Here is a 19,741-nt window from a genome sequence, read left to right as displayed (position 1 = left end):
AACCGAGCCACCGGCAATGATCCGGCTTCGCTTCGGGCTCTGACCCCTCTGTACCCCGGCAAGCCCTTCCATCTCCGTGGCACTGCGCGATTTTCCGCGCCACGACCCTCACCGGAGGGCAAACCCCCACCGGTACGCGCGCTTTTAAAAAGCCCTTTTGGGTACTTTTGTGGCGTTTGACAAAAGTACCTCGCCAGAAAGCGGACGAAGTCCGCGTGGCGAAACGCTTGTAGCCAAGGGAAGCAACAACCCAGAGGCAAGCAAACCGCCGAACGCAAGACATCCGCCCACCGAAGGGCCGTTCACCGAACCAAGCCGGAACCAACGATCCGGCTTCGCTTCGGGCTCTGACCCCTCTGTACCCGGCAAGCCCTTCCCACTCCGCGGCACTGCGCGATTCTTCGCGCCACGACTCCATGCCGGAGGGCAAACCCCACCCGGTACGCGCGCTTGTCAAAAAGCCCTCTCGGGTACGTTCGTGGCGATCGACAAAAGCACCTCGCCGGAAAGCGGACGAAGTCCGCGTGGCGAAACGCTTGTAGCCAAGGGAAGCAACCACCGCAAGACGAGCAAGAGACCGATAACACGTTGCCCGCCCGAACGAAGGGCCTTCCACGGACCGAAGCCGCAAGCAAGGACGCCGACCGGTCCGGCACCCACCGGACCAACACCGAGCACCCGACTCGTCGCCACGCCGGGCAGGCGTTAGAATCCGCCCATGACCGCCGAGTTGCATATCGTGGTGCTGGCCGCCGGGGAAGGGCGGCGGATGAATTCCGACCGGCCGAAGGTGCTGCAGCCGCTGGGCGGCGCGCCGATGCTCGAGCATGTGCTGGTTGCGGTCGATGGCCTGGATCCGGCCGCCGTGCACGTGGTCATCGGTGCCGGCGGCGACCAGGTCCGCGCCGCGCTCGAGACCGGCATGCCCGAGCGGCGGTGGGTCGAACAACACCAGCGTCTCGGCACCGGGCACGCCGTGGAGCAGGCGCTGCCGGGCATTCCCGCCGGCGCGCGCGTGCTGGTGCTGCCCGGCGACATGCCGCTGGTCCGCACCGAGACGCTGCGCCCGCTGATCGATGCGACGGCGCCGCTCGCGCTGCTCGGTTTCCGGGTCGACGATCCGACCGGCTACGGCCGCATCCTTCGCGACGACACCGGCCGCGTGGTCGGCATTCGCGAAGAACGCGACGCCAGCGACGCCGAGCGGGTCATCGGCGAGGTCAACAGCGGCGTGCTGATCGCCGACCGGGATCGGCTGGCGGACTGGCTGGGCCGGGTCGGCTGCGACAACGCCCAGGGCGAGTACTACCTGACCGACTGCATCGCGCTGGCCGCGGCCGACGGCAGCGCTGTCGATGCGATCGTCTGCGCCGACTCCGATGACGTGCGCGGGGCCAACGACCGGGCCCAGCTGGCCGATCTGGAGCGGGTGCTGCAGCAGCGCCGGCGCGACGCGCTGATGGCCGCCGGGGTCTCGCTGCCGGTGCCCGAAGCAGTCCAGCTGCGGGGTCCGGTCGAGTGCGGACGCGATGTTCGAATCGACGCCGGGGTGGTGCTGGAAGGCGACAACCGGCTCGGTGACGGGGTCGAGATCGGCCCCGGCTGCGTGCTCCGGGACTGCCGCCTGGCCGCTGGCACCCGGGTGGCGCCCTACTCGGTGCTCGAGGGCGCGGAAACCACCGGCGCCTGCACGATCGGGCCGTTCGCACGGCTGCGACCGGGCACGGTGCTGGCCGCCGGGGTGAAGATCGGCAATTTCGTCGAAACCAAGAACGCCCGTTTTGCCGAGGCCGCGAAAGCCAGCCACCTGAGCTACGTCGGCGACGCCGAGGTCGGCGAGGGCGCCAATCTGGGCGCCGGCACCATCACCTGCAATTACGACGGGGCGAACAAGCACCGCACGGTGATCGGAGCCGGGGCCTTCGTCGGCTCCAACAGCGCGCTGGTCGCGCCGGTGACGGTCGGCGAACGGGCTACGATCGGGGCCGGCAGCGTGGTTTCCGGGGATGTGCCGGCCGACGCGCTGACCGTGGCCCGGGCCCGTGCCCGGAGCCTTCCCGGCTGGCGCCGCCCGACGAAGAAAACCGGCGAATCCTGAACCGACACTGGCAGTGAACGCGGCCCTGCGTTATTCTGCAGAGCTTCTGGACCCTACCCGAGAAATTCGAGAGCGAGCTTCATGCGCAGACGCCAACGCCCCGAGGACGAAGCCGAGATCAACATCACGCCGATGCTCGACATCGTGTTCATCATGCTGATCTTCTTCATCGTCACCACGTCCTTCGTCCGCGAGCAGGGCCTGGACATTTCCCGCCCGCAGCAGGCCGACAATCCGCCGCCGCAGCAGGAAGACACCGGCCAGATCGTGGTCCGGATCGATCAGCTCAGCCAGATCACCGTCAACGACCGGCCGGTCGACGACCGCGCCGTGCGCGCCAATCTCGAGCGCGAGCGCGCCTCGAAGCCGAAGGCGCCGCTGATCGTCGCCTCGCATCCGGACGCCGATACCAACTCGCTGGTGCTGGTGCTCGACGCCGCCAATATCGTCGGCATCGACAACATCAGCGTTGCAACGACCAAGTAGCGCGCAGGCCCGGAGCCTGCGTCCTACGAGGAGGACCCGATGACCGAACTCGAAACCGAAACCCCGACGCCCGGCGGCGATGAGAAGGAGCTGAAGCTCTGGTCGACGCTGCTGCACCTGTCACTGCTGGCCGGCCTGATCATCCCGCTGGGCGGTCTGATCGTGCCGATCGTGATCTACATCCTGAAGAAGGACGAGCTGCCCGGGCTGGAACCGCACTGGCACGTGGTCATCAACTGGATCATCAGCGCCCTGATCTATGCCGCGATCTCGTTCATCCTGATGATCGTGCTGATCGGGATCTTCATGCTCTGGGCGCTGGGCCTGCTGTGCCTGGTCTTCCCGATCATCGGCGCGATCAAGGCCAACGATGGCGAGGTCTGGAAGTACCCGCTGTCGATCGAGTTCTTCGGCAAGAACACCTGACTCGAAGCCGGGCGCCCGGAGTCCGACCCGGCGCCCTGGTGGAAATGAACCGCCTGCGCCCCGATATGGAGATCTCAGGCATCGACGCGGCAGGCGCCGCGCGAGACCATCGGACAGCAGCGCGCCGGACCCGGCGCGGAGTCCCCACGGCCGGTTCTCCGGCCCGCTTTGCAGGTACCGCATGAGCGCTTCATCGAACCGAACTCCGAACGCCGCAAGCCGAAAGCCGCCGCTGGTGAAATCCAGCGCGATCTTCTTCGGCCTGACCAACCTGGCCGCGGTCACGATCGTCCCGTATTGGGGCATCGTCCACGGCTACTCGGCCGCGGCCTGGATCGCGGCAGCCGTGCTGCTCACCCTCGGCGGCATGAGCATCACCACCGGCTATCACCGCCTCTGGTCGCACCGCACGTTCAAGGCCGCCTGGCCGGTCCGGCTGGTGCTGGCCCTGTTCGGCGGCATGGCCCTGCAGAACAGCATCTATGTGTGGGCCGCGCGCCACCGCATCCACCACCGCCACGTCGACGACGTCGAGCGCGACCCGCATTCGATCAAGACCTCCTTCTGGCATGCCCACATCGGCTGGATGCTGCGCCACTGGCCGACCAGCGAGGTCGATTTCAGCCAGGTCCGCGACCTGGAAAAGGACCCGATCGTGATGTGGCAGCACCGGTACTACTGGCCGCTGGTCTGGACCACCAACCTCGGCATCCCGCTGCTGCTGGGCTGGATCACCGGCGACTGGATCGGCATGCTGCTGCTGGCCGGCGTCCTGCGCCTGGTCGCCAGCCACCATTTCACCTTCTTCATCAACTCGCTGGCCCACACCTGGGGCCGGCGGCCATACAGCGAAGACAACACTGCGGTCGACAACGGCGCGATCGCACTGCTGACCTGGGGCGAGGGGTATCACAACTATCACCACGCCTTCCAGGCCGACTACCGCAACGGCATCCGCTGGTGGCAGTACGATCCGTCGAAATGGCTGATCAATGTGCTGGCCTGGTGCGGCCTGGTCCGGGACCGCAAACGCGTACCGAACTTCCGCATCCGCCGGGCCCGGCTGATGCTGGAATTCACCCGCCTGCAGCGACGCATCGAACAGGGCGCCCCGGCGACCTGGCGCGAGCGGCTGGACCAGGAACTCGGCCAGTTCCGCGACACCATCGGCCAGTGGCAGGTCGTCCAGCGCCGCCGCGTCGAGGCCGGTGCCGATGCGCTGAAGGACCGCTGGGCCCGCACCGAAATGCGCACCCGGATCAAGGAACTCGAGTACCGCCTCAAGATGCAGCAGAAGCGCCTGCGGGCGCTGACGCAAAGCCTGGAGCCGCAGGCCGCCTGATCATTGCTGTTTCTTCCGGTTGGGCTGTTTGTCCACGGAAGAGAGCAGATGAACACGGATGGACGGGATCCGAACCTGCTCTGGCATTCGGGTCGATTCGCCGTGGTCGGACGTGCTGGACCGCTCCGAAATGCGCCGGGTTGACAGACCGAGGGTTGCCGATCGAACGCGCGCCCCCGGTCAGCGCTCGAGCCCTGTTCGGATTCAGTTCCCGGCCAGCTTTTTTTTCTGCTTGATCGCTTGCGCTCTTATCCGTGTCGATCTGCGTTCATCTGTGGACCACGACGCCTTTCTGAAGCCTGCGCGGCCATTCTGAAGAACGCTCTTGCGTTTGCCGTGGTCTGTTCGGCCAGTGTCACCGGTGAAACGTCGCGCAGGGCGGCGACGGTGCCGCCGATCCAGGGCAGCCACTGGGGTTCGTTGCGGTGGGTGCGCTGCTTGGGTCGGAGGTTGCGCGGTTTCAGATAGGGCGCGTCGGTTTCCAGCATCAGCCGGTCCTCCGGAATGTCCGGGACCAGCGCCTTGAGGCCCCGGCCGCGGCGTTCGTCGCAGACCCAGCCGGTGATGCCGATATGGCAGTCCAGGTCCAGGTAGTCGTACAGTGCGCGCTTGGAGTCGGTGAAGCAGTGGACCACCGCCGGGCCGATCCGATCGCGGAACTCGCGCAGGATGGCCAGGAAATCGTCGTGGGCCTCGCGCTGATGCAGGAAGACCGGCTTGCCGCAGTCCACGGCCAGCGCGAGCTGGCGCTCGAAGGCGCTGCGCTGGACGGGCCGCGGTGAGAAGTCGCGGAAGTAATCCAGCCCGCATTCGCCGACCGCTACGACCTCGTCGAGCTCATGCAGTGCGGCCAGGTGCCCGACGGCCTCGTCGCTCAGTTCCGACGCCAGGTGCGGGTGTACGCCTGCGGTCGCGAACAGCACGCCGGGTCGTTCCCGGGCCAGCGCAACGGCCCGGTCGCTGCCGGCGACCGAGGCGCCGGTCAGCACCATCTGCACCACGCCGGCCCGATGCGCGTTGTCCAGCACCTCGGGCCAGTCGTGGTCGAAGCTTTCGTGGCCGAGGTTCAGGCCGATATCGATCCAGTCCATGGGCGCGGAAGTCTATCAACGGTCCGCGCGGGGCGGGCGTTGGCGGGCCGGAATCGCCAGCCGCGCGCCGAAGGCCGCCCCGCAGACCGGCGGAACGGCGTGCAGCGCCGCCAGCGCCGCGCCTTCGCGCAGCGCGGCCGCCAGGATCACGGCCGGAATCGCCAGCAGCACGCCGGCCAGCAGGGCCAGCGCCAGCCGCCGACCGAGCAGCGCCGTGACCAGCCCGGCCACGCCGCCGCCGATCAATCCGCTGACCAGCAACAGCGCGGCCAGGCCCGGGCCGGTCTCGCCGTGCGCCAGGCGCTCGTTCAGCGTGCCCAGCAGCACGAAGGCATCGAACGCCTTGCGCAGCGCTTCCTGGAGTGCGACGCCCAGGACCAGGCCGCTGAGCAGGGCGGCCGGTGAATTGCGTAGCCAGGGACTCATGGCTCAGAGTGTACCGGTCTGCAGGAGCCGGTCGGCTATACTTCGACCTCCTGTCGAACGGCCTGCCCCGGATGCTTCCTGTGCCGACGATCTCGCCGAGCCCGGCCTTCTGATCGATGCGGAATCGTGACCGCACGCGCCTGCTGAGCGCGCTGAACAGCGTGTCGTGGGTGATCGGTGCGGCCCTGTTTGCGGTGCTGCTGGCCTTGACGGCGCTTCTCAATCGCGAGCTCGCCGCGCGCGAGGCTCGGGCGATCCAGGCCTATCTCGATACCCGCGTTGTCCAGGTCCAGGCCGAACTGATGGATGCGGCCGACGATCACGCATCGATCCACCGCCGAATGGCCGCCCGGATCGGCTACGGCGACGACTTCGATCCGGGCTTCTGGCGCGCCGATGCACGGACCATCCTGAACGACTTCGCCTATTACGACCGCCTGGCCGTGCTCGACCGGGACATGAACGTGCTGGCCTACGAAGGGCCGGCCGGGGTCGGGCTGGCGCCCGGCGATCCGTTCCCGATCGGACCGGCCGCCCGTCGGCGGCTCGAAGAGCAGCCGTTCGAGGAAGGTGCCATGGCGCTGGAACCGATGCCGCTGGCCGGCCGACCGCACGGGCTCCTGTTCATGACCTCGGTGCCGGCCGGGGACGAGCCCGGCTGGCTGGCCGTCGTTGTCGAGTTGCCGGCCGCGATCGCCGCCGAGCTCGAGGACTACGAGTTCGGCGACATCGCGCTCCGGTCGCAGATGCCCGGCGCGCGTTTCCGTCTTCCGGCCGACGTTCCGGCCGCGGCCTTCGCCGATGGCGACACGCGGCCGCTGGAGATCACGCTCGACGACGGGCAGAGCCGCTTGCGGTTCGAGCTGGCCCTGCGGCCCGAGGCCCGAGCGGCGATGGCCAGCGGGCTGCCCGAGACGGTGCTGGGGCTGGGCAGCGTGCTGGCCCTGCTGACCTCGGTCGCCGCCCTGCTGGCGATGGCTTCGGCCCGCCAGGCGCGGTTCCTGGCCCAGGCCAATCGTTCGCTCAACGACGAGATCCACGACCGCGAGCTGGCCGAGCGGGAACTGGCCTTCCTGTTGACCCACGACACCCTGACCGACCTGCCCAACCGGGCCGGCATGATGCAGGCGCTGGATCGGGCCGTGGCGCGGCGCGCGCCGGGCCGCAGCCTCGCCGTGCTGTACCTCGACCTCGACCAGTTCAAGGACATCAACGAGACCCTGGGCCACCATGTCGGTGACGAATTGCTCCGCCAGCTGCCGGTGCGGCTCGGAAGCGCGCTCGATCCGGCCGACCGGATCGGTCGGCTCGGCGGCGACGAGTTCCTGGTCCTCGCCGAGCGCCGCTCGCGCGAGCGCATCACCGAGCTGGCCCGGGCGCTGCTGGCGGCCTTCGATCGCCCGTTCGCGATCGACGAACACGCCCTGTTCGTCACCGTCAGCATCGGCGTCACCACGCTCGACGCCGACCAGTCGCCGGCCGAACTGGTCCAGAATGCCGACGCGGCCCTGTTCCGGGCCAAGCACCTGGGCCGCAACCAGTTCGCCTGGTTCGATCCCGAGCTGGTTGCCGAGGTGCAGCGGCGGCTGACGATGAGTCGGGCGATCCGCGAGGCGCTCGACAGCGAACGGTTCACCGTCGTCTATCAGCCGATCGTCGATCTCGAAACGCTCGAGATGCGCGGGGTCGAAGCCCTGCTGCGCTGGCCCCAGGACGATGGCCCGGGCATCCCGCCGCGCGAATTCATCCGGGTGGCCGAGGAAACCGGCCTGGTCCACCGACTCGGCCAGTACGCGGTCGAGCGTGCACTCGACGATCTGCAGGACTGGTGGCGGCAGTTCGGCAGCGGCCCATGGCTGGCGGTCAACATTTCCGGCGCTCAGTTCCGCGAGCCGGACTTCGTCGACGCCCTCGCCGCCCAGCTGCAAGCCCGGAACGTGCCGCCGGAGCGGATCCACCTGGAGATCACCGAGGACGTGCTGATCGAGAACCTCGCGCAGAATCGCGCCGTGCTCGACCGGCTCGACCGGTTGGGCATGTCGCTGGTCGTCGACGACTTCGGCGTCGGCTATTCCTCGATGGCCTACATCAAGAACTTCCCGGTCTCGGCGATCAAGATCGACCAGGGCTTCATCCGGGACCTGGAATCCGACCCCGACGACCAGGCCATCACCCGCACGATCTGCGACCTGTCCCGGATGCTCCGGCTCGACACCGTCGCCGAGGGCATCGAGCACCCGGCCCAGCTGACGATGCTGCGCCGCTTCGGTTGTCCCTACGGGCAGGGGTTCCTGTTCCTCGAGCCGTCCGGGCCCGACGTGATCCGCGACGTCCTGGCCGGGCGACGGTCCTGGGTGAAACGGGCCGAGCCGGCGACCGCATCCTGAACGCGTGGCGCGAAGCCAGGTTGCCGTCTTGCCTCGGCGGGGCGCCTGTGGCACTCTAGCCGCATGAACGTTTCCGCCCGCCGTACGGTTGTCCGAGTCCTGCGTCGCGAATTGCCGCGACGCCGTCGCTGCGCACAACCGGGCTGGACGGAAACCTGACGCCTCGACGGCATACGTCAACGAAGCAACGTTTCCGAACCCAGCCCCGCGCGGCTGGGTTCTTTCGTTTCGAGGACCACCGAGACATCCGATGAAGCATTTCCTGACCACCGAGGACCATTCGCGCGACGAGCTGCAGTCGTTGCTGGACGTTGCCGACGAACTCCGCCGCGATCCCGTGCGCGCCGACCTGGCCGGCAGGACCATCGCGCTGTTGTTCCTGAACCCGTCGCTGCGGACCCGCTCGTCGTTCGAGATCGGCGCCTTCCAGCTCGGCGCGCACGCCGTGGTGCTCGAGCCGGGCAAGGCCGCATGGGGCATCGAATTCGAGCCCGGCGTGGTCATGGACGGCGATGCCGAAGAGCACATCGCCGAAGTCGCCGGCGTGCTGTCGCGCTACTGCGACGCGCTGGCCATCCGCGCCTTTCCGCTGTTCAAGGACTGGTCGGTCGACCGCGAGGATCGGGTGATCCGCGCGCTGGCCCGGCACGCCACGGTGCCGGTGATCAACATGGAAACCATCGTCCATCCCTGCCAGGAACTGGCCCTGATGCGCGCGGTGCAGGACCAGCTCGGCCGGCCGGACGGAAAGAAGTTCGTGCTGACCTGGACCTATCACCCGAAACCGCTGAACACCGCCGTGGCCAACTCCGCGCTGCTGATCGCGACGAAGTTCGGCATGGACGTCACGCTGCTGATCCCCGAAGAGGCCTATCGCCTCGACGAGCGCTACATGCGCGCCGCCGAGTCGCAGTCCACCGCCGCCGGCGGCGCGTTCCGCGTAACCACCGACATCGACGAGGCCTATCGCGATGCGGAGTTCGTCTACGCCAAGAGCTGGGGTTGCCTGCCGCTGTACGGGCGGCCCGAGGAACAGTCCGCCCTGAACGCGAAGTACAAGCACTTCATCGTCGACGAGGAAAAGATGGCGAAAACGGCCGATGCGCGGTTCAGCCACTGCCTGCCGCTGCGGCGCAACGTCAAGGCCACCGACGGGGTGATGGATGCCGACTACTGCGTGGCCATCGATGAGGCCGAGAATCGGCTTCATGTGCAGAAGGCGCTGTTGTTGAAGCTGATGGGGGAGTGAGGGGTGGTCGAGTTGGCGATCTGTCCGTCGTCTATGCGTTACTCGGGTTTGCAATGATGGTTCGAAATGTAACGTCAAAGGCGTTTCGCCGCTCGCTGCGCGAGCTGATGCGACCTACTTTCGTAGCACCAAAAGCAGGCAAAAATGCTCGTGCCGCAATGGCGCCCGAGCTGCGCTCCGCTCAGACATTGCGACGGCCCTCCTTCCGCCCGACGCTGCGCTTCTCGGCGCCATCGAGGCAGATTCACCCCCACGCCACGGAACGGCAGTCGCCATCTCTGGCCTGTTGGAGGCCGCTTGCGGGCGAAGGGTGGTGCTTGCAGAAGCCGTTCGCGCGCAAGCGCCCTCCAACAGGCGGAACGGCGCGCGGGGTGGCCTTTGACTTGCCCCGCCGTCAGCGCCGCCGAGAAGCGCAGGGGCGAGCGGACGAAGGCCAAAAGGTGTCTGAGCGGAGCGCCGCAGGCGGGCGAAACGCTTTTGACGCTTACCTTGAAAAACGACCAGCCAGCGGTAACGGCTGAATGACCGGAAACCGAGACCAGGAACACATGACCACCGAACGAATCATCCTCGCCTTCTCCGGAGGCCTCGACACCAGCTACTGCGTGCTGGCCCTCAAGGACCAGGGCTTCGAGGTTCACACCGCCTTCGTCGATACCGGCGGGGTCACGCCCGAGCACAAGCAGTGGATCGCCGATCGCGCCCGCGCGCTGGGCGCGGCCGAGCATCACGAGCTGGATGCCGGGCCGGCGTTGTGGGAGCAGTTCGTCGTGCCGCTGCTGTGGTCCGGCGCGCGGATGCTGGAGCAGTACCCGATGCTGTGTTCGGACCGCTACGTCATCGTCCAGCGCTGCCTGGAGCTGGCCGATCGGCTCGGCACGAAGCGCTTCGCCCACGGCTGCACCGGCATGGGCAACGACCAACTGCGTTTCGACCAGTCGGTGCGCAGCCTCGGCGATTACGTGATCCACGCGCCGATCCGCGAGCTGCAGCGCGAGACCTCGAACGTCCGCGCGCACGAACTGGAGCTGATGGCCGAGGCCGGGGTCGAGGTGCCGGCCTCCTCCTCGAAGTACTCGATCAACGAGAACCTGCTCGGCGTGACGCTGTCGGGCCAGGAGATCGACCGCTTCGAAGCGCCGGCCGACGACACCCGCGTATGGTGCCGGCCGCGCGCCGAGTGGCCCGACGGCGCGGCCGAGTGGACGATCGGTTTCGAGGCCGGCCGCGCCGTCACGCTGAACGGCGAGGCGCTCGACGGTCCGGTCATGCTCGATCGGTTGAATCGCGAGGTCGGCGCCTGGGGCGTCGGTCGGCACCTGTACACCGGCGATGTGTCGATCGGGCTGAAAGGCCGGATCGTGTTCGAGTGCCCCGGTGTCGATGCGCTGATGGCCGCGCACAAGGCACTGACCGAATGCGTCCAGACCCGTCTGCAGAACCAGTTCGCGCACACCATCGCGGCGCGCTGGGCCGAGCTGGTCTACACCGGTTTCTTCTTCGAGCCGCACAAGGCGGATCTCGAGGCCTACCTGGAATCGGCCAATCGCTTCATCACCGGAACGGTTCGATTGGCCACCGAGGGCGGTGCACTGCTGGCCGTGGCGGTGGATTCGCCCTACACGCTCTCCGACCCCGACGCGGTCTATGCCCAGTCGGCCAGCTGGACGCCGGAAGAGGCCGAGGGCTTCGTCAAGCTGATCGGTCAGTCGTCGACGCTCGCGGCGAAGGTGCGCCGATCGTGATCGCGAATGCGACTCCGAACGTCGCTGAACTCGACGCGATCCTGGCCCATCTGCGGGTCCTGATCGCCGACGACAGTCAGAATCCGCCACGCGCGATCAGCGCCGATTCGCCGATGTTCGTGCACGTTCGCGACGTGCTGCCCGTCGGTTTCGACATCGAGACCGTCGACCACGGCGACGGTCACGTCTCGCTGCACGCCCGGCGCGGGGCGCCGGAGCTGCTGTTCAACTGCCACCTCGACACCGTGCCGGTCGGCGAGGGCTGGTCGGTGCCGCCGCTTGCGCTGACCGTCAAGGACGGCCGGGCCTGGGGTCGCGGCAGCTGCGACATCAAGGGCGCGGCGGCGGCGCTGCTGCACGTGGCCACGACCACCGATGCGCCGATGGCGCTGCTGTTGACGACCGACGAAGAAGGTGCCGGCGGCTGTTGCGTGAAGAATTTTCTCGACGGCGGCGGCGCGGCCGGGTACTCGACCGTGGTGGTCTGCGAACCGACCGGCAACCGGGCCGTGCTGTCGCACCGCGGCTACCTGTCGGTCAAGGGTCGGTTCCGGGGCACCGCCGGACACTCCTCGGAGTTCCGGGCGCTGGACGATTCGGCCGTGCACGCCGCCGGCCGCTGGATGGCCGCCGCGCTGGCCCACTGCCGGACCGAGGCCGATGCCGGCCGGCCGACCTGCTTCAACATCGGCACCGTCGACGGCGGCATCAAGAGCAACGTGATCGCCGACCGCTGCGATCTCCACTGGTCGGCGCGGCTGGCCCCGGGCGGCGACAACGGCGCGCTGTTCGCGGCCGTGGCCGGTCTGGCCGGCGCCGATCAGCGCGCCGACTGGCACGTTCCGTTTTCCGGCCCGCCGCTGCCGGCGGCCGGGCGCGACCCGTCCGGCGCACGAGCGTTCGCGAACGCCCACGGCCTGGCGATCACCGAGTCGGTGGATTTCTGGACCGAAGCCGCGCTGTTCTCCGATGCCGGTCTCGATGCACTGGTCTGCGGCCCGGGCCACATCGAGCAGGCGCACATCGTCGATGAATGGGTGGCGCTGGACCAGCTGCTGGCCGCCTACGCCCAGTACCGGGCGCTGGTGGAGCGGGGCGCATGAACGACGTCCGCCCGCTGGTCCAGTCCACGGTCGTCGAGCTGCTCGGCCAGCTCGGCTCCTCGCGCGAGGCACGCCAGTACCTCGAGCAGTTCTCGCGGGTCAACGAAAGCCGCTTCGCGGTGATCAAGGTCGGCGGCGGCATCCTGGCCGACCAGCTCGACGAACTGGTTGCCGCGCTGGCCTTCCTGCACCGCCTGGGGCTCTATCCGATCGTGCTGCACGGTGCCGGCCGCCAGCTCGACGATGCGCTGGCCGATGCCGGCATCGAGACCCGCAAGCACGACGGCCTGCGGGTGACCACCGAGGACGTCATGGCGGTGGCCCGGCCGGTGATCTACCGCGAGAACGCCAGGCTGGTCGACGCGCTGGAGCGCCACGGTGTGCGCGCCCGCGGGTTGCTGCACGGCGTGTTCGAGTGCGATTTCGCCGACCGCGAGACGCTCGGCCTGGTCGGCCGCGTCCAGTCGGTCGATCTCGACGCCATCCGCGGGGCGGTCTCGGCCGGCGCGCTGCCGGTGGTCGCCTGCCTGGGCGAATCGCGGGCCGGCCAGGTCATGAACATCAATGCCGACATCGCCACCCGCGAACTGGTCTGGGCGATCCGGCCGTACAAGATCATCTTCCTGACCCCGACCGGCGGGCTGCTCGACGAAGACGGCCGGGTGATCTCGGCGATCAGCCTGACCCATGATTTCCAGACCCTGATCGCCCAGGACTGGTTGCATTCGGGCATGCAGCTGAAGCTGGAGCAGATCCGCGACATGCTCGAGCCGCTGTCGCCGTCGGCCTCGGTGTCGATCACCTCGGCGGCCAAGCTCACCCGCGAGCTGTTCACCCATACCGGGGCCGGCACGCTGGTTCGCAAGGGCGAGCGCATCGAGTGGTTCGACGCGATTCCCGACGATCGGCGCGAAGCCTTCGAAACGTTGCTGGAGACCAGCTTCGATCGTCGGCTCCGGCCGGACTGGCTGGACGGCCGCGACCCGCTCGGCATGTTCCTGGCCGAAAGCGGCCGCGCTGCGGCACTGATCCTGACCGGCTGCGACGGCGTACCCTACCTCGACAAGATCGTGGTCACCCCCGAGGCCCGCGGCGAAGGCCTGGGCGCGGCCCTGTGGCAGGCGCTGCGTGCGAAATGTCCGACCATGTACTGGCGGGCCCGGGCCAACAACCCGATCGCGCCGTGGTACTTCCAGCAGGCCGACACCTGCGACCGCCGGGCCGGCTGGGTGGTCTACACCATCGGCATCGAGTCCCCGGACCAACGCGCCCGCCTCGTCGATGACGCCTCCGCGCGCGATTCGGGATGGGTCGAAGGAGCGAGCGGTGCTTGAAAAGAACTTTTCTACCGTGGATGAATGCCGATGGACGCAGATAAAGGTAAACGGAATCCTCATTACGCAGGAATCTCAGCCACGATTGCGTAAGGTCCCGGTATCGGATTCGAAGGATGGATTTCCATCACGAGCGAGATTCCAGCCCAACACCGGACGGACAGAAAGGCCGCCTGTTGGAGGGCGCTTGCGCGCGAACTCCTGGCCAACCGAAGCCTTCGCCCGCAAGCGGCCTCCAACAGTCGAACCGGGCCGAAAAGGGCTTTCGAAGGGGCGATTCGGTGACCCCAGGCGGGTTCGAGATCGTGACCCGAAGGCGAGAGCGAAAGCGGTGATGTGGATCCGGGATTCGTCACGCCTTGATTGTGATCTGCGTTCATCCGCGTCCATCTGCGGTAAATCAAACAGACATCAATGGACATGAGCAAAGAACACCACCATCGCCTGGCGCTGATCGGCGCGCGCGGCTACACCGGGCGGGAGCTGCTCGAGCGGGTGATGCGCCATCCTGCGATCGAGCTTGCCCTGGCTGCCAGCGGCGCGCAGGCCGGGCGGCCGATCCGCGACGAGGTGCCCGACTGGCCCGACGCCGAGCAGGTCTTCGTGGCGCTGGCGCCCGACGAGGTCGCCGGCGTCGAGGCCGATCTGTGGGCGCTGGCGGTGCCGAACGGTGCCAGCGGGCCGTGGGTCGCGGCGATCGAAGCGGCCCATCCGGACGCGATCATCATCGATTTCGGCGCCGACTACCGCTTCGACCCGGACTGGGTCTACGGCCTGACCGAGTTCAACCGCTCCGCGCTGGCCGGCGCGAGGCGGATCAGCAATCCGGGCTGCTACGCGACCGGCGCGCAGTTCGGCCTGCTGCCGCTGCGCGAACGACTGGCCGCGCCGCCGGTGGTGTTCGGAGTGTCCGGCTACAGCGGGGCCGGGCGCACGCCGTCGCCGCGCAACGATCCGGAACGACTGGCCGACAACCTGATTCCCTACGCCCTGACCGGGCACGTGCACGAGCGCGAGATCAGCGCCCATCTCGGCCGGCCGGTGCGCTTCTGCCCGCACGTCGCTTCGTTCTTCCGCGGCATCTCGCTGACGATCGCGGCGACCCTGACCGAGCCGGTCACCGCCGAAGCGCTGCAGCAGGACTTCGAAGCCGTGTACGGTGACGAAGCGCTGGTCGCGGTCACCGCCGCGATCCCGGAACTGCGCGACCTCGTGGCCGGGCGCGACCTGCCGCGCGCCGGCCTGGCCGTCGGCGGGTTCGCCGTCGACGAGCGCGACGGCCACCGGGCGAGCTTCGTCGTGGTGCTCGACAACCTGTTGAAGGGCGCGGCCGGCCAGGCGCTGCAGAACCTGAACGTGGCGCTGGGTCTCGACGAGCGACTCGGCCTGGAGGACCTTGCATGAGCACAGCGACATGAGTGAGCCGATCTGGAAGAAAAGCGCCAGTGTGGCCGTGCCCGAGGCGGTGATGCGCTTCCTGGCCGGCCAGGACGTGGTGCTCGATCGTGAGCTGCTTCCCTTCGACATCCGTGCCAGCCGGGCCCACGCGCGCGGTCTGGCCCGGATCGGCCTGCTGTCCGACGAGCAGGCCGGCGCGATCGGCCGCGAGCTCGACGCGTTGTCCGAGGCCTTCGCCGCCGGCGAATTCGTGCTCGATGATCGCTTCGAGGACGGCCACTCGGCGATCGAAGCCTGGCTGACCGCGCGGCTGGGCGAGACCGGCAAACGGATCCACGCCGGGCGCTCGCGCAACGACCAGGTCGCCGTGGCGCTCCGGCTGTACCTGCTCGACCGACTGGACCGGCTGCGCGACATCGCGCTGGCCATCGCCGAGGTCGCGCTGGCGCGCGCCGAGCGCGAGGCCGACGTTGCGCTGCCCGGTCACACCCATCTCCAGCAGGCCATGCCCAGCTCGCTGGGCCTGTGGTGGGCCGGTCATGCCGAGGCCTTCGTCGACGATGCCGACCTGGCGGTGCGGATTCGCGAGCACCTGAATGCCAGCCCCCTGGGCACCGCTTCGGGGTTCGGCGTCAACCTGGCGCTGGACCGCGACGGCGTGGCCGAGGAGCTGGACTTCGATCGGCTGGTGGTCAACCCGCAGAACGCCCAGGCCCAGCGCGGCAAGGCCGAGCTGCGCGCGCTCGATGCACTGTCGGCCGCCACCGGCGACCTGCGCCGACTGGCCTGGGACCTGAGCCTGTTCGCCAGCCAGGAATTCGGCTTCGTGACCGTGCCGGCGGCGTTCTGTACCGGCTCCTCGATCATGCCGAACAAGCACAACCCGGATGCCGTCGAGCTGCTGCGCGCGCTGCACGCCACCGTGGTCGGCGCCCGCGCCGAACTCGAATCGGTCCTGTCGCTGCCGTCGGGCTACCAGCGCGACCTGCAGGACACCAAGCCCCCGGTGCTGCGCGCGTTCGCGCGTGGTCTCGAAGGCCTGGCGCTGCTGCCGGGCCTGCTCGGCGGTCTGAGCTGGAACGTCGAGCGGATGGCGTCGGCCATCCGCCCGGCCCAGTACGCGACCGACCGCGCCAATGAGCTGGTTGCCGAGGGGCTGTCGTTCCGCGATGCCTACCGCAGGGTCGGCGACGAGCTCGATGCGCTCGAGGCGCGTTCGCCCGCCGACAGCCTGGCCGCCCGGGTTTCGCTGGGTGGCTGCGGCAGGCTCGGGCTCGAGCGAATCCGGGCGCGCGCCGACGCGCTGCGCCCGGCCGCCGGGGACTGAGCGCGGCGCCGGGCCGCGGGATTCGGCGCGACGGCGTGACTTCGATCGGGTATCGTTCAGTTCGGTGGCCGGTTCCCGGCCGCGATCGAGCGCGTTGCAGCGCCGTCGATCGGTCGGGGCGAAGTTCGGCCGAACCGGCCACGGGGAGAAGGACCACGGGCACGCGATGAACGATGAGCCATGCAAAGCGAACTGACGCTGACCGGCGACATGCTGCTGGTGCTCGCGCTGCTCGGCCTGACCATCTTCGCGTTCGCAACCGAAATCGTCCGGATCGACATCGCCGCGGTCTCGATCATGGTCCTGATCGGCCTGTTCGGCCTGGTGCCCGGCGACCAGCTGTTCGACGGTTTCGCCTCCAATGCGGTCATGGCGGTGATCGCCGTGATGGTGCTCGGCGCCGGGCTGGACCGGACCGGCGTCATGAACACCGTCGCGGCCTGGATCGTCCGCTACGGAGGGCGGTCGGAATCACGGATCGTCGGCATGCTCTGCGGCACCGTCGGAGTGGTGTCCGGCTTCATGCAGAACACCGGGGCCACCGCGCTGTTCCTTCCGGTGGCCAGCCGCATTTCCAGCCGTCTGGACATGCCGCTGTCGAACCTGCTGATCCCGATCGGCTTCTGCGCCATCGTCGGCGGCACGCTGACCATGATCGGCTCCTCGCCGCTGATTCTGCTCAATGATCTGATCGAGACCTCCAACCGCTCGCTGCCGCCGGGGGCCGAGGCGCTGCAGCCGTTCGAGATGTTCTCGGTCACACCGGTCGGAATCGCGCTGCTGATTGCCGCGCTGCTGTTCTCGCTGCTGGTCGGACGACGACTGCTGCCCAGGGCCGGCGGCAAGAAGCCGGCCTCGCCGGGCCGGACCAAGAGCTACTTCGCCGACGTCTACGGCATCACAGGTGACGTCCACGAGCTGCTGGTCACGGTCGACTCGCCGCTGGTCGGAATGCGGGTCAGCGAAGCCGAGCAGCTCGACGGCGCGCCGCTGCTGCTGGCCATCCAGTCGACCGATGAGCCGCGGCTGGCACCGCCGGCCGACGAGATGATCTGGGTCGGCACCGTGCTCGGGGTCATGGGCACGCGCGACCAGGTCGGTCGCTTCGCGATCGAGAACCAGCTGCGCCTGCAGCCGCGGCTGCGCACCTTCGGCAGCCTGTTCAACCCCAGCCGCGCCGGCATCTCGGAAGTGGTCATTCCGCCGGGCTCCCGGCTGGTCGGCAAGACCATCGGCGAGGCACGGCTGCGCTCGCGCTTCGGCATCTCGGTGCTGGCGATCAACCGCGGCGATGCCATCGTGCGCAGCGGGTTGCGCTCCGAAACCCTGCGGGTCGGCGACTGCCTGGTTTCCCATTCGACCTGGCGCGACCTGTCGACGGTGGCCCGCGACAAGGATTTCATCGTCGCCACCGACATCCCGAAAGAAGAGCAGCGGCCGCAGAAGGTCGGCTTCGCGCTGACCTTCTTCGCGCTGGCCATGTTCCTCGTGCTGGTGCTGGACTTCAATCTGTCGGTCGCGCTGATGACCGGCGCGATCGGGATGGTGCTGACCGGCGTGCTGAGCATGGACGAGGCCTACCAGTCGGTCAGCTGGAAGACGGTATTCCTGATGGCCAGCCTGATTCCGCTCGGCTTCGCGATGGAAAGCACCGGCACCGCGGCCTGGCTGGTCCAGCAGACCCTGGACCTGGTCGGCGACGTCAACGACCTGACCATGCAGATCGCGCTGGCGGTCCTCGCCACCCTGTTCACGCTGGTCATGTCGAACGTCGGGGCCACCGTGCTGCTGGTGCCGATCGCGATCAACATCGCGCTGGCCACCGGTGCCAACCCGACCGTCTACGCGCTGATCATCGCGCTGGGCACCTCCAACGCCTTCATTCTGCCGACCCATCCGGTCAACGCCCTGATCATGGGTCCGGGCGGCTACAAGGTGCGCGACTTCGTCCGCGTCGGCGGGCCGATGAGCGTGGTCTTCCTGGTCGTGATGCTGCTGATGGTCAACCTGGCATTCTGACCTCGGGCCGGTACACTCATGGACCTCGCCGCAAATTCCGTAAAATATGAGAGCTCTTCCAACCTGGGGATAACTCATGCGTGTGGCCCCGAAGATCGTCCTGGAATCGGCAGAACGTGAGCTTCTGAAGCGACTCGCGGGTTCCCGCTCCACCTCCGTCCGACTGGCGGAGCGATTGAAGATCGTGCTGCTGGCGGCGGACGGAAAGGAGAACGGAGAAATTTCCGGGATTCTTGGCATGTCCCGCCAGAAGGTTGGTCGGTGGCGAAATCGGTACCACGACCATGGGCTGGCCGGCATCGAGAAAGATGCTTATCGGCCTGGACGCAAGAAGGTTATTTCCAAACGAACCGTGGACGAGGTCATCAGGCTGACGACGCAAGAGAAGCCGGCCAACGCGACCCACTGGAGTCGCCGGTTGATGGCAGAGAAAGTCAACATCAGTGAAAGCACCGTGGGACGGATCTGGCAGGCGCATGGCCTGAAGCCGCATCGCGTGAGCATGTTCAAGCTCTCGAACGACAAGCACTTCCAGGAAAAGCTGGAGGATGTTGTCGGGCTATACCTGTCTCCTCCTGAGAATGCCATTGTGCTCAGTTGTGACGAGAAGAGTCAGATGCAGGCCCTGGATCGAACCCAACCCGGTTTGCCCATGAAGCCTGGCCGGAACGCCACCATGACCCACGATTACAGGCGCAACGGCACCTCGACCCTGTTTGCAGCGCTGAATATCCTCACCGGAGAAGTGCTTGGTCGATGCGACAAGCGGCATCGCCATATCGAGTGGCTGGATTTCCTTGGGCTCATCAACAAGAACACGCCAGAGGAAAAGGGAATTCACATCATCTGCGACAACCATGCAACGCATGAACATCCCAAGGTGAAGAGCTGGTTGAAGTGCCACAAGAGGTTCCATGTGCACTTTACGCCGACCAGCGCTTCGTGGCTGAACATGGTCGAGCGTTTCTTCCGTGACTTGTCCGAGCAGCAGTTAGGTCGGGGTGTGTTCTCCAGCGTGGCAGAACTGGAAGAAGCGGTGATGAGCCATATCGAGAAACACGACCGGGCCCCGGCTCCGTTTATCTGGACCACATCGGCTCAAGGCATCCTCGAAAAAGTCGAACGCGGCCGTCAAACCCTGAACAAGTTACAGAGTGTTTGACGAGGTACACGAGTGTACTCCGCCCTCATAGTGTGACGTATGGAGTGCGCCTGAATCGACAGGGCAAGGCGCGGCCCGCAGTGAATGGCCCACTAGCCCGCATTGTTCATGAATGAGCTCGCGCCCTTGCCTGGTCCTTGACCGCACA

At 67.6% G+C, this 19,741-nt stretch carries 15 protein-coding genes; 13 read left to right on the top strand and 2 right to left on the bottom strand.

What is annotated here, in order from left to right; translation table 11 throughout:
- The first annotated feature begins 718 nt into the window (after positions 1-718).
- The 4 genes from glmU (at position 719) to HFP89_RS08785 (ending at position 4,352) form a co-directional block, all read left to right on the top strand.
- Entirely contained in the window at positions 719-2,098 is a 1,380-nt protein-coding gene (gene glmU, locus HFP89_RS08800) for a bifunctional UDP-N-acetylglucosamine diphosphorylase/glucosamine-1-phosphate N-acetyltransferase GlmU (protein ID WP_168717288.1), read from the top strand.
- Positions 2,099-2,179: 81 nt separating this feature from the next.
- Entirely contained in the window at positions 2,180-2,584 is a 405-nt protein-coding gene (locus HFP89_RS08795; RefSeq protein ID WP_168717287.1) for a biopolymer transporter ExbD, read from the top strand.
- A gap of 39 nt (positions 2,585-2,623) precedes the next feature.
- Positions 2,624-3,010 (top strand): DUF4870 domain-containing protein, encoded by a 387-nt coding sequence (locus HFP89_RS08790; RefSeq protein WP_168717286.1) that lies wholly within the window; start codon positions 2,624-2,626, stop codon positions 3,008-3,010.
- Positions 3,011-3,191: 181 nt separating this feature from the next.
- Positions 3,192-4,352, top strand: a complete 1,161-nt coding sequence (locus HFP89_RS08785; RefSeq protein ID WP_168717285.1) for a fatty acid desaturase — start codon at positions 3,192-3,194, stop codon at positions 4,350-4,352.
- A 248-nt stretch (positions 4,353-4,600) separates the two neighbouring features.
- Here HFP89_RS08785 and HFP89_RS08780 read toward each other — a convergent pair whose 3' ends face one another.
- Positions 4,601-5,443, bottom strand: a complete 843-nt coding sequence (locus HFP89_RS08780; RefSeq protein WP_168717284.1) for a TatD family hydrolase — start codon at positions 5,441-5,443, stop codon at positions 4,601-4,603.
- Positions 5,444-5,458: 15 nt separating this feature from the next.
- Positions 5,459-5,869: a hypothetical protein gene (locus HFP89_RS08775; protein ID WP_168717283.1), complete on the bottom strand. Its 411-nt coding sequence runs from the start codon at positions 5,867-5,869 to the stop codon at positions 5,459-5,461.
- Between the two features lie 116 nt (positions 5,870-5,985).
- Between HFP89_RS08775 and HFP89_RS08770 the strand changes: the two genes are divergently transcribed.
- The 9 genes from HFP89_RS08770 (at position 5,986) to HFP89_RS08730 (ending at position 19,593) form a co-directional block, all read left to right on the top strand.
- A complete protein-coding gene (locus HFP89_RS08770) occupies positions 5,986-8,256 on the top strand; it encodes a GGDEF domain-containing phosphodiesterase (RefSeq protein WP_168717282.1) in 2,271 nt (756 codons plus the stop codon).
- 250 nt (positions 8,257-8,506) lie between these two features.
- Positions 8,507-9,505: an N-acetylornithine carbamoyltransferase gene (locus tag HFP89_RS08765; protein WP_168717281.1), complete on the top strand. Its 999-nt coding sequence runs from the start codon at positions 8,507-8,509 to the stop codon at positions 9,503-9,505.
- Positions 9,506-10,053: 548 nt separating this feature from the next.
- Positions 10,054-11,250, top strand: coding sequence for an argininosuccinate synthase domain-containing protein (locus HFP89_RS08760; protein WP_168717280.1), 1,197 nt, complete (start codon positions 10,054-10,056; stop codon positions 11,248-11,250).
- Positions 11,247-12,353, top strand: coding sequence for an acetylornithine deacetylase (locus tag HFP89_RS08755; RefSeq protein WP_168717279.1), 1,107 nt, complete (start codon positions 11,247-11,249; stop codon positions 12,351-12,353). The genes HFP89_RS08760 and HFP89_RS08755 overlap by 4 nt, the downstream gene beginning before the upstream one ends.
- Complete coding sequence (locus HFP89_RS08750; RefSeq protein ID WP_168717278.1) at positions 12,350-13,687, top strand: acetylglutamate kinase; 1,338 nt, start codon at positions 12,350-12,352, stop codon at positions 13,685-13,687. The genes HFP89_RS08755 and HFP89_RS08750 overlap by 4 nt, the downstream gene beginning before the upstream one ends.
- A gap of 420 nt (positions 13,688-14,107) precedes the next feature.
- A complete protein-coding gene (argC, locus tag HFP89_RS08745; RefSeq protein WP_168717277.1) occupies positions 14,108-15,091 on the top strand; it encodes an N-acetyl-gamma-glutamyl-phosphate reductase in 984 nt (327 codons plus the stop codon).
- Positions 15,092-15,101: 10 nt separating this feature from the next.
- The gene (gene argH, locus HFP89_RS08740) at positions 15,102-16,412 is read left to right on the top strand and encodes an argininosuccinate lyase (protein ID WP_168717276.1); all 1,311 of its coding nucleotides are present in this window, start codon (positions 15,102-15,104) and stop codon (positions 16,410-16,412) included.
- A 180-nt stretch (positions 16,413-16,592) separates the two neighbouring features.
- Positions 16,593-18,431 carry an SLC13 family permease gene (locus HFP89_RS08735; protein ID WP_206212285.1) on the top strand — a complete coding sequence of 613 codons (1,839 nt, stop codon included), beginning with the start codon at positions 16,593-16,595 and terminating at the stop codon, positions 18,429-18,431.
- Between the two features lie 76 nt (positions 18,432-18,507).
- The gene (locus tag HFP89_RS08730) at positions 18,508-19,593 is read left to right on the top strand and encodes an IS630 family transposase (RefSeq protein WP_168717275.1); all 1,086 of its coding nucleotides are present in this window, start codon (positions 18,508-18,510) and stop codon (positions 19,591-19,593) included.
- Positions 19,594-19,741 lie beyond the last annotated feature (148 nt).

This window comes from Wenzhouxiangella sp. XN79A, assembly GCF_012272825.1.
In the GTDB taxonomy this organism is placed as follows: Bacteria; Pseudomonadota; Gammaproteobacteria; order Xanthomonadales; family Wenzhouxiangellaceae.
The sequence above is the reverse complement of the archived record's forward strand: the minus strand, read 5'-3'. Positions and strand labels throughout refer to the sequence as shown.

What these genes read in the sequence shown, in the direction of transcription:
- HFP89_RS08775 (WP_168717283.1), bottom strand. Translation starts at nt 5,869, where the DNA reads ATGAGTCCCTGGCTACGCAATTCACCGGCCGCCCTGCTCAGCGGCCTG.
- HFP89_RS08750 (WP_168717278.1), top strand. Translation starts at nt 12,350, where the DNA reads ATGAACGACGTCCGCCCGCTGGTCCAGTCCACGGTCGTCGAGCTGCTC.
- argC (WP_168717277.1), top strand. Translation starts at nt 14,108, where the DNA reads ATGAGCAAAGAACACCACCATCGCCTGGCGCTGATCGGCGCGCGCGGC.
- HFP89_RS08790 (WP_168717286.1), top strand. Translation starts at nt 2,624, where the DNA reads ATGACCGAACTCGAAACCGAAACCCCGACGCCCGGCGGCGATGAGAAG.
- HFP89_RS08735 (WP_206212285.1), top strand. Translation starts at nt 16,593, where the DNA reads ATGCAAAGCGAACTGACGCTGACCGGCGACATGCTGCTGGTGCTCGCG.
- HFP89_RS08770 (WP_168717282.1), top strand. Translation starts at nt 5,986, where the DNA reads ATGCGGAATCGTGACCGCACGCGCCTGCTGAGCGCGCTGAACAGCGTG.
- HFP89_RS08780 (WP_168717284.1), bottom strand. Translation starts at nt 5,443, where the DNA reads ATGGACTGGATCGATATCGGCCTGAACCTCGGCCACGAAAGCTTCGAC.
- HFP89_RS08795 (WP_168717287.1), top strand. Translation starts at nt 2,180, where the DNA reads ATGCGCAGACGCCAACGCCCCGAGGACGAAGCCGAGATCAACATCACG.
- argH (WP_168717276.1), top strand. Translation starts at nt 15,102, where the DNA reads ATGAGTGAGCCGATCTGGAAGAAAAGCGCCAGTGTGGCCGTGCCCGAG.
- HFP89_RS08730 (WP_168717275.1), top strand. Translation starts at nt 18,508, where the DNA reads ATGCGTGTGGCCCCGAAGATCGTCCTGGAATCGGCAGAACGTGAGCTT.
- HFP89_RS08785 (WP_168717285.1), top strand. Translation starts at nt 3,192, where the DNA reads ATGAGCGCTTCATCGAACCGAACTCCGAACGCCGCAAGCCGAAAGCCG.
- glmU (WP_168717288.1), top strand. Translation starts at nt 719, where the DNA reads ATGACCGCCGAGTTGCATATCGTGGTGCTGGCCGCCGGGGAAGGGCGG.
- HFP89_RS08760 (WP_168717280.1), top strand. Translation starts at nt 10,054, where the DNA reads ATGACCACCGAACGAATCATCCTCGCCTTCTCCGGAGGCCTCGACACC.
- HFP89_RS08765 (WP_168717281.1), top strand. Translation starts at nt 8,507, where the DNA reads ATGAAGCATTTCCTGACCACCGAGGACCATTCGCGCGACGAGCTGCAG.